Annotated in this window: 14 protein-coding genes; 8 read left to right on the top strand and 6 right to left on the bottom strand. The window is 42.1% G+C overall.

Annotated features, from left to right (window positions below; genetic code table 11):
• Both EWV84_RS20735 and EWV84_RS20730 read left to right on the top strand, forming a co-directional pair.
• The coding region (locus EWV84_RS20735) for a DUF29 domain-containing protein (protein WP_287079775.1) at nucleotides 1–365 on the top strand (365 nt) is incomplete at its 5' end.
• A gap of 13 nt (nucleotides 366–378) precedes the next feature.
• Complete coding sequence (locus tag EWV84_RS20730; protein ID WP_287079777.1) at nucleotides 379–843, top strand: DUF29 domain-containing protein; 465 nt, start codon at nucleotides 379–381, stop codon at nucleotides 841–843.
• A 38-nt stretch (nucleotides 844–881) separates the two neighbouring features.
• Here the strand turns inward: EWV84_RS20730 and EWV84_RS20725 are convergent, their stop codons facing one another.
• From EWV84_RS20725 to EWV84_RS20705, 5 genes are all read right to left on the bottom strand, one after another.
• Nucleotides 882–1262 (bottom strand): DUF7682 family zinc-binding protein, encoded by a 381-nt coding sequence (locus EWV84_RS20725; RefSeq protein WP_002747647.1) that lies wholly within the window; start codon nucleotides 1260–1262, stop codon nucleotides 882–884.
• A 206-nt stretch (nucleotides 1263–1468) separates the two neighbouring features.
• Nucleotides 1469–2521, bottom strand: coding sequence for a phosphotransferase enzyme family protein (locus tag EWV84_RS20720; RefSeq protein ID WP_287079774.1), 1053 nt, complete (start codon nucleotides 2519–2521; stop codon nucleotides 1469–1471).
• A 296-nt stretch (nucleotides 2522–2817) separates the two neighbouring features.
• Nucleotides 2818–3861 carry a S66 peptidase family protein gene (locus tag EWV84_RS20715; protein WP_287079771.1) on the bottom strand — a complete coding sequence of 348 codons (1044 nt, stop codon included), beginning with the start codon at nucleotides 3859–3861 and terminating at the stop codon, nucleotides 2818–2820.
• Between the two features lie 11 nt (nucleotides 3862–3872).
• Entirely contained in the window at nucleotides 3873–4097 is a 225-nt protein-coding gene (locus tag EWV84_RS20710; RefSeq protein ID WP_287079770.1) for a polyhydroxyalkanoate biosynthesis repressor PhaR, read from the bottom strand.
• Between the two features lie 42 nt (nucleotides 4098–4139).
• Nucleotides 4140–4607 carry a CBS domain-containing protein gene (locus tag EWV84_RS20705; RefSeq protein ID WP_286826529.1) on the bottom strand — a complete coding sequence of 156 codons (468 nt, stop codon included), beginning with the start codon at nucleotides 4605–4607 and terminating at the stop codon, nucleotides 4140–4142.
• A 161-nt stretch (nucleotides 4608–4768) separates the two neighbouring features.
• On the opposite strand from EWV84_RS20705, the gene EWV84_RS20700 reads away from it, so the two are divergent.
• On the top strand, nucleotides 4769–5335 hold the full coding sequence (locus EWV84_RS20700; protein WP_286826530.1) for a Uma2 family endonuclease: 567 nt from the start codon (nucleotides 4769–4771) through the stop codon (nucleotides 5333–5335).
• Between the two features lie 71 nt (nucleotides 5336–5406).
• Nucleotides 5407–6255, top strand: a complete 849-nt coding sequence (gene nadC, locus EWV84_RS20695) for a carboxylating nicotinate-nucleotide diphosphorylase (protein WP_286826531.1) — start codon at nucleotides 5407–5409, stop codon at nucleotides 6253–6255.
• Nucleotides 6256–6381: 126 nt separating this feature from the next.
• Here the strand turns inward: nadC and EWV84_RS20690 are convergent, their stop codons facing one another.
• Nucleotides 6382–7209: an SAM hydrolase/SAM-dependent halogenase family protein gene (locus tag EWV84_RS20690; RefSeq protein WP_287079768.1), complete on the bottom strand. Its 828-nt coding sequence runs from the start codon at nucleotides 7207–7209 to the stop codon at nucleotides 6382–6384.
• A gap of 134 nt (nucleotides 7210–7343) precedes the next feature.
• On the opposite strand from EWV84_RS20690, the gene pirA reads away from it, so the two are divergent.
• The 4 genes from pirA to EWV84_RS20670 all read left to right on the top strand — a co-directional run.
• On the top strand, nucleotides 7344–7505 hold the full coding sequence (gene pirA, locus EWV84_RS20685; protein WP_002733724.1) for an arginine synthesis PII-interacting regulator PirA: 162 nt from the start codon (nucleotides 7344–7346) through the stop codon (nucleotides 7503–7505).
• A 153-nt stretch (nucleotides 7506–7658) separates the two neighbouring features.
• Nucleotides 7659–7823, top strand: coding sequence for a DUF8624 family small hydrophobic protein (locus EWV84_RS20680; protein ID WP_002732944.1), 165 nt, complete (start codon nucleotides 7659–7661; stop codon nucleotides 7821–7823).
• Nucleotides 7816–8271, top strand: a complete 456-nt coding sequence (locus EWV84_RS20675) for a GNAT family N-acetyltransferase (protein WP_287079766.1) — start codon at nucleotides 7816–7818, stop codon at nucleotides 8269–8271. Before EWV84_RS20680 ends, EWV84_RS20675 begins: the two co-directional genes overlap by 8 nt.
• 440 nt (nucleotides 8272–8711) lie before the next feature.
• Nucleotides 8712–8936: helix-turn-helix domain-containing protein (locus EWV84_RS20670; protein ID WP_287079765.1), on the top strand; the 225-nt coding region annotated here is incomplete at its 3' end.

The following is an 8936-nucleotide window of genomic DNA, read 5'->3' as shown; positions in this document are numbered from 1 at the left end:
CAGATTTGGGAAAAAGTGAACGACGAGCATTAGAAAGTTTATTAACTCGACTTTTAGAACATTTACTGAAGTTAACTTACTGGCAATCCCAACGAGATTATAATCAAGCTGGATGGAAAGGAGAAATTAGAACCTTTCGGAAACAAATCAAGAAAATCCTGAGAGATAGTCCCAGTCTCAAACCCTATTTATCCGAGATACTTGAGGAATGTTACAGCGATGCTCGGGAGATAATTATTGATATAACCGAATTAGATGCCAGTATTTTCCCTCTGGAAGTGTTAGCTAGTCTAGAGGAGATTCTCGCTGAAAATTGGCTGCCGGATTGGGAAGCTATCAGCAATAATTCTGAAAAGTGCAATTAAGGAGTAAAAAATGATGAATATTACCATTTCAAATCTCTACGATAGTGATTATCAACTTTGGTTAGAATCGACGATCAACCAATTGCGTCGGGGGGATTTTCAATCGGTAGATTGGCAGAATTTATTAGAGGAGTTGGCAGATTTGGGAAAAAATAATCGACGAGCGCTTAAGAGTCTCTTAACTCGACTTTTAGAGCATTTACTAAAGTTAACTTACTGGCAATCGCAACGAGATTACAATCAAGCAGCATGGAAAAAAGAAATCAGAAATTTTCGCCTACAAATTGCCGATCTTTTAGAAGATAGTCCCAGTTTAAAGTCCTATTTAAGAGAAATTTTAGCAAAATGTTATCTCGATGCTCGCCATCTGCTTATTGACGAAACCCAATTAGATGCCAGTATTTTCCCTCTGGAAGTTTTAGCTAGTCTAGAGGAGATTCTCGATCAAAATTGGTTGCCGGATTTTCGGGAGATATAAACAGCGATAAATCTTCCCAAGCAAACTAAAGATTAGCTTCACCTACCCGGTTTACAAACATTATAATCTTCGTGAGAGATGACCGCTTCTGGGACGAGAAGATTGCCGTGGTCGCGACAGATGAGGCGATAATTGCGGGTAACAGGGATACTGATAATAAAGCGATCGTGTCGCAATCGTTTACCATGGAAATCTCGATAATTGCGGTGATTTTGCAATCCTTGCAGGATTTCCCTAGCTTTAAGTACCACATTTTTCGGTAATTCCCGCAGATCGATCGGATCTTGGGAAAAAGTGGCTTCCCAAGCATTTTTTTGACGTTTTCTTTCTTCCCAAGCGGCATCTAGTTGAGCGCAATGATGGCAGACTTGGCCATAACCCTTGTGACCACAGGGAAACTTCTTCTTTCTTCTGGACATAATACCATCTGTCTGTGAGGCTGTGAGAGAGTATTCAAAAGCGGTAAAGCTTGCTTCACTTTTGGCAGATGGAGAAGAAGGTCTTTACCTAGTGATTATCTATACTTACCAGCATACAGGGATCGATACCTCGTTTGGCCATTGACCAGCAAGAAAGTTGATCTTGGTTAGTTGGGGCCGGCTGTCACCAACAGGATCAAGGCTGCTTAGAATAATTCCCATTCTTGGGTTTTTAAACGTTTGAGAATGGCCAAACGGCTACTAAAATAATTGGCGCAGAGACGACTATAATCGGTTAAACGCAGGTTATTTAAGCTAATTGACCAAGACCAAATATAGGCCGCTTGGGTGAGATACTGAAGACAAGATAATTCACCATCGGTTAAAGGCACTGTTTCAGTGTAACCTTGGATAAAACCATGGCGAACCTGGCGATTTAAGCCGGATTGTAGGGAAACTTGCAGAAATTTAGCGATATCAAAAACTCGCCAACCATAACCGCACTGATCGAAATCAAATAGGGTCATCTGATTATCAGGGGTGATATGCACATTACCACTATGAGGATCGCCCCAACAAATGCTCCAATAGGGAGATTCTGTCGGTAATTTAGCGGTTTCTTCCTCTATTTCCCCAATGGTTTCTAAGACACAGTCTAGGTCGCTCGGTCGTTGGTGCAGAAAAGGTGCGATAATTTGCCTGGAATCGTCGAGAAGATATTTGAGGTTGAGGGGATGACGATAGGCTAGGGGTTGAAAATCTGCTGTCACCCGATGTAAATTAGCCACGATCGCCCCTAAATGATAGGCTTGTTCTATATCTATGTCCCCAATAGCAATTCCTCCCGGAGCATAGGGAAAGAGGACGGCGTAACGTTTCCCTTCCGGAGCATTAATTTCTAGGGATAAATCACCGTTTTTGCTGCGAATTGGCGCGGCGACGGGAACCTGAGAGCGATCGAGATAATCTAATAATTCTAACTCGAAGTCTATTTCCATTTTGCTGCGCCAATGGCAGTGAGACACGCGCAAAATGTAGGGAGTTGTCAGGGTTTCGAGGAGATACACATCACTTAAACCCCGATGCCAAAATTGACAATTTTTCGGCATATCAATCTCGTAACGAGAAAAAACTAAATCTGCTAGGGCAGCAGGAGCCAGAGTCGAGTAGAGTGTGGGAAAAGTCCATTCTCCAGTCCGAAAATTGGCAGCGGGAGAACTAGAAGGCAGTAAATTGAGCGAAGCCAGAAAAGTCGTCACGGTTCCCTCCCGATGCAAGTGTGGACGACGCTCGCATCATCCTATTTTATAGGCCACATATATTACAAATTGGTTCGATCGCTCCGTATATTTCGCTACATTCCTCTGTCATACTAAATCCTGTTTAAAAGCTATCGGGGAGCAGCAAGCGGGGAGAAGGGAGAAACAATCCATAACTTGGCAGTTAATCGTACTATTAAAAACGGATTTGGTATCAGTCCCCAAAAAATTAATATAGGAGCTGCTGAAAAAGTCCTTGACTGGGAACGCCAGAACAGTTTTTGATGCTTTAACACCTACTTACTAACCGCCGATTCTAACATAGTAATTGTTCCCCGATTAGCATCAAATTCTACTGCAATACCAATAGCTAGAGTCTCGATAATCTCCAAATGTCCGATCATCAAACCTAAACAAGCGGGAATTTTTAAGGGTTGGATATATTCTCGGATTACTTCTTCTAAAGTTAGGGAACCATAGTCACTATCGGCACTACAATTGCTACATTGACCGAAGATAAACCCAGCTAAATTATCGAGAATTCCCGCTAATTTTAATTGATTTAACAGGCGATCTATTTCATAAATATCTTCACCAATATCTTCTAAAAATAGGATAGCACTGGTAAAATCTGGTAGATAGGGAGAACCTGCGATCGAGGCTAAGGTGGTTAAATTACCACCGATTAATTTACCTTTTGCTTGACCTTTAGTAATAGTTTGAATCCGATTTTTTACCGGCATTAAACGATTGGCATCATCGGGATCGGGAATATTTCTAAAAGTCAACTTTTCCCCAGAAAATAAAACCTGTCGAAAGCTTTCAGTTTGAGCGGTGCGCCAACTAGAAAAGCCATTGGGAGCATGGAAAGTAACTAAACCAGTTTTGGCATAAATAGCTAATAATAAAGAAGTTATATCACTAAAACCACAGATAATTTTCGGATTACGGCGAATTAAATCGTAGTCAAGATAAGGTAATAAACGAGCGCTTCCCCAACCGCCGCGAATTGGTAAAATTAAGGCAATATTATCATCGGCAAAAAATTGATTTATATCCGAGGCTCGCTCGCTATCTTTACCAGCTAAATAACCATAACGCTCTAAAGCGTATTTACCAACTTTTGGGACTAATTTTAGGGCTTTAACTGCTTCGATAACTATATTTAAATCATCTTCTTTAAAAGTTGCCCCCGCTGGACTAATAATACCCACTCCGTCCCCCGGTTGTAGATGTGGCGGTTTAATTAGAGGAAAATTATTACTAACAACTTTTCTAGGAATTAGGGAAAAACTAACAGCAGTTATGGCAGTAGTAGTGAGAAATTGACGGCGCTTCATCCTGATAGTTTTTAGAAAAATTGCAAGGGAAAGAGGACAATTAATGCCCAAAACTGATATTTTTGTTTTCCTTCTAATGGGTTTAGTCGATTTTCTATTCCCTCAACTTTTCCCGTTAACATCGCTTGGCCTACCTTTAAATCCCTCACATCTTTTTGTAAAGAATCGATTTTTCCCTCAATCCGCATCAAGATAGTTTCTAGGGAATAAGTAACCGTTTCCTGAGATTGATTCATTTGTTCAAGACCTTTTAGTTAATTGTTGCCCTAGAAAAGCAATTATGCTTCCGATTTTGCCATATCGCGAATGATATCGCCGCGAGTGATAATACCAATTACTTTGTGGGTTTCTTCCTCAATCACCGGTAAACGACGCACATGACGATCATACATTAACGAGGCCGCTTCTTTCAAAGGGCGATCGGCTGTGATACTAATAGGTTTATCGGTCATTACTTCCCCCACGGTTTGACCGAGAGCTTTATGGAGTAATTTCTCGTGACGGCTAGGATTTTGTAGATAGATAACGCTATCGAGGAGCAGAATGTAAGGAGGAGCTTCTACTCCCGTTTCCTGCCACATAAGGTCAGTTTCGGAGATAACCCCAATCAGTCGTATATTGTCATCCACCACGGGTAAACCACTAAACCGCTTTTCGGCCAAAATCTTCACTGCTTCAGACAGAGAAGTGTTAGCGGTGACGGTGATGGGATTGGGAGTCATGATATCGGCAACTGTTTTTGTCATCTTAGCGACCTGCGATAATAATGCTTTCTGTCTCCATCTTATCATTAGGGTAATCAGTCACCGCTTAATTATGAATATTCTTCAATCTTCGGCTGAGAAAATGGTATAACATAAAAAGGAAATAGGATATTAATTTAGTTAGTTGACAAGGAAAAAGAAAAATGATCGCTCAACCTCAATACCCAGAAAGAATGACCCCAGAAGAGTATCTAGAATGGGAAGCTACACAGGAATGTCGCCATGAATACATTGATGGGGAAATTATCGCCATGACTGGGGGTAGTCTGCCTCATAATGATATTACCTTGAATTTTTACACTGCTTTAAGACTTCATCTCCGTCCGCGAGGCTGTCGAGTGAATGTATCTGATGCGAAAGTACAAGCTAATAATAGTCGTTATTTTTATCCCGATTTGGTGATTAGTTGCGATTTTAGGGATAGAGAATCTCGTAATTTTATTCAACATCCACAAGTGATTATTGAAGTGCTTTCCCCCAGCACAGGAAACTATGATCGCACTAAAAAGTTACAATATTATCGTCAGATTGCTAGTTTACAAGAATACGTTTTAGTCGATCCCGAATCGATCAGTGTTGAGGTTTATCGTCGCGGTGAAGATAAAATTTGGTTTTACTGCGCTTATAGTCAAGGGGAAGAAATTATTCTATCTAGTCTCGATTTTCACTGTGCGATCGAGTTAATCTATGAAGGGATAAGTTTCGATTAAAGAAAGTTTACAAACAGGTCAAACATTCCTAAACTTAAAATAAATACGTCCCGATTTTTTCGATAAATTCTATGTTACCGCCCCTATTAGTCCTTGATCCCTTGTTAGAAAACTGGTTACGAGAAGATCTCGGTAGAGGCGATCGCACCACCCAAGCAATTTTCTTCGGTCATGCTAAAATCGGTCAAGCTAGTTGGATTGCCAAAGAAGCGGGAGTTATTGCCGGTTTACCCGTAGCTGAACGAGTTTTTCAACTGCTTAACCCCACTATTCACTTTACCCCCACCGTTGCTGAGGGGGAATTCTGCTCTAAGTCTAAAGTTATTGCTGAGATAGGAGGTTCCCTCGATGCGCTGTTAATTGGGGAAAGAGTCGCTTTAAATCTTGCCATGCGCTTGAGTGGGATTGCTAGTGCCACTCGTCAGTATGTGGAGAAAATTGCCGATTTACCGACCAGATTGGTGGATACTCGCAAAACTACCCCCGGATTGCGAATTTTAGAAAAATATGCCTCCAGTATCGGTGGTGCGATTAACCATCGTTTGGGGTTAGATGATGCAATTATGATTAAAGATAATCATATTCAAGCAGCAGGCAGCATTGAGGAAGCAGTGCGTCGTGTACGGCAAAATATGCCTTATCCTCTCACAATTGAGGTAGAAACCAGCCAATTAGAAGAAGTGAATCAGGCCCTGCAGCAGGAGGTAGAGAGCATTATGTTAGATAATATGGATTTAGAGATGATGCAAACTGCTGTGGAGATGATCCGCAATTTTAATAGTAAAACCAAAATAGAAGCATCGGGAAATATTACCCTCGATCGCATTCGCAACGTTGCCGAAACAGGAGTAGATTATATTTCCACTAGCGCCCCGATTACCCGTTCTACTTGGTTAGATATTAGTATGAGAATTGATTAAAAAGCTATATCAGTTATCAGTGGGAAGTGGGGAAGTGGGGAAGTCGGGAAGTCGGGAAGTCGGGAAGTCGGGAAGTGGAGCATTTGGCTGAAATTTCCCTAAACCCCCAAAACCCCCAAAACCCTATCACCCTATCTCCTGACTCCTATCTCCTGACTCCTGACTCCTATCTATTCTAACCTCGATCGCATCGCCAATATTTAGGTGTAATTGCTTTTGAGCGCTACCACTATTGACGGCAATTTCTAACCCCCCGTGACTACCGATAAAAGCGACTATTTCTCCGGAAGAAACATCACTGTAGGTGTTTTTTGCGGGGATAATTTTTGGCCCCAACTGTACTGACCAATTTTTTCCCTCTAGGAGATAATCGGGAATATTGCTGATCAAATTGCCGAAAATGTCAATATATTGAATTTGACCCCTGATTTTATCTTCCTCGATTTGCGGAACAGCGATCGCTAATTGTTGCAAGCTATCGGGATCAATAATCTCACCTAACATTTCTAGGGGTACTCCCCGGGCCAAATAAGCGGCCACAGGAGCAAAAATATCACGACCATGAAAAGTAGTGCTAGGGTTAGGGGTGCGCCAATAGGAAGAATTATCGAGATTAACGGCAGATATAGCGGGAGATTGGCTTAAAATGCCACTAAATAAACCATTATCTGGACCTACTAAATAACCACCGGCAAAACGAATCCCTACCCCGCGTCTTTTGCTTCCTACCCCCGGATCTATAACTGCCAGATGAATAGTGCCTTGGGGAAAGTATTGATAGGCATTCAGGAGGATAAAACGACCAGCGTAAAGGTCTTGGGGCGAAATTTGATGATTCAGATCGATCGTGCGAGCATGGGGGGCAATTCCCGCGATTACTCCCTTGATAATGCCCACATAACCGTCCTGTAGTCCAAAATCGCTAGTAAGGGTTATCAGTGCCTGTTCCGTCATTGACTTGTCACTATGGTTGCCAACAGCTTTAATAAATCTTAACGCTAAATTCAGTAGCTAAAGATACAGTTTACCAAGGAGAATGTTATGATTTAGATATAAGGTAAGTTAAGTCGCTCAAAAGTCTGTCCATCATGAACAAAAATCGTCAGCAAGTCCTAACACAGGCCACCGTCGCTCATAGAGAAACACTCCGCAGAAATTTACAACACCGACTGGAAGTAGCTAGAGCGCAGGGAAATGAAGCTTTAGTACGTCAATTGGAAGCAGAGGCGGCCTATTTGCACCTTCGTTAGATTTAATCGGTGTTTAGTCATAGTCTAGTTGTCGGTTTCTGGTGATCGGTATGCCGATCACTTTTTTTGGGCGAATTTTTTTTTTTAAATTGCCGATATCTCCACTGGCAATCCTTAAAATAGAAGGAACAGCAGTTTAGAGATCAAATAATTATGGCTTTTTTTCGGCAATATATCGCCCCGCTCCTGACTATCTTAGTGTTTTTAGTTGCTCTGGTTGCCACTGGCATCCGGATTTTTTTACCGGCAGATTTAGCGGCACCCGCTCCGATCGAGCCATCCCTGGGCATAATTTTCTCTTATCCTTGGCATGGCTAACCTTCCCGAAGATTATCGGCTGCGACTGGGAAAAACGAGCGATCGCTATCTACTAATTAATTTTCTCACCCGCACCTATCAAGAATTTTTTCCCGAACAAAAAAACCTCTCCCATCTAGCTGATACAGTCAGACAGTTTTTTTGCCTCGATACTCCCCTCTGGATCGTCGAAGGACAACAAACGGCGATCGCTTGTCTCTGGATGGGGAGCGCCGTCGATCAGGTGACAGGCGATCGCTATGGTCATATTTTTCTAATTTACGTCGATCCCCAGCATCGTCGCCAAGGTATCGCCACCGCACTAATCGATCGAGCTAAGGATTGGGCAAAAAGTCGCGGACAAACCCGCATCGGTTTACAAGTCTTCATCAATAACGACAATGCTCTCAATCTCTACCAAAATCTCGGCTTTCAAACTCGCTCTTTGCTGATGTTGAAAAATATTTAAAAACTGTCAGGAGATAGGAGTTAGGAGACAGTCTCGATGAAAAAATTTTCACCCCCACAGATGAAAGAGGTTTCCTTCCCTACACCCCACACCCCACACCCTACACCCTCTTTCAAGTCAGGAGACAGGAGATTGTTTTTATTTATTCTTCCCACACCCCACTTCCCCACTTCCCCCCGCAACGCGCACGAAGTGGTCTCCCCAATTCATAATTCATAATTTATAATTTATAATTCCCACTTCCCCAACCCCAGACATACCTATAGAGATGGCACTGTCAGCATTAATTATTCCTGATCGAGCCACAAAGGGTAAAATTGGGGAAACACTGCAATACACTGGCAGTCATCGAAAATTTTGGGTCTGAAACCCCGTCGTTCTACGACGGCTTTACCGTTAAATACTAGCGCATTTACGGAATATATGCTTAAATGTGAGACATGGAAAAAGCCTACTCGTTTCGATTTTACCCCACACCCGAACAAGAGTCGCTATTGCGGCGCACCTTGGGCTGTGTAAGATTAGTTTACAATAAAGCTCTCCATATCAGAACACAAGCATGGTATGAAAGACAAGAAAGAGTAGGATATGCTGAAACTTCTTCAATGCTAACCGATTGGAAAAAGCAAGAAGAATTAGACTTTCTCAATGGAGTAAGCTGTGTA

Origin of the sequence: Microcystis sp. M_QC_C_20170808_M3Col (assembly GCF_007095505.1) — a bacterium.
Classification (GTDB): Bacteria; Cyanobacteriota; Cyanobacteriia; order Cyanobacteriales; family Microcystaceae; genus Microcystis.
Note: the sequence above shows the minus strand (reverse complement) of the source record. Positions and strands in the feature narration are given on the sequence as shown.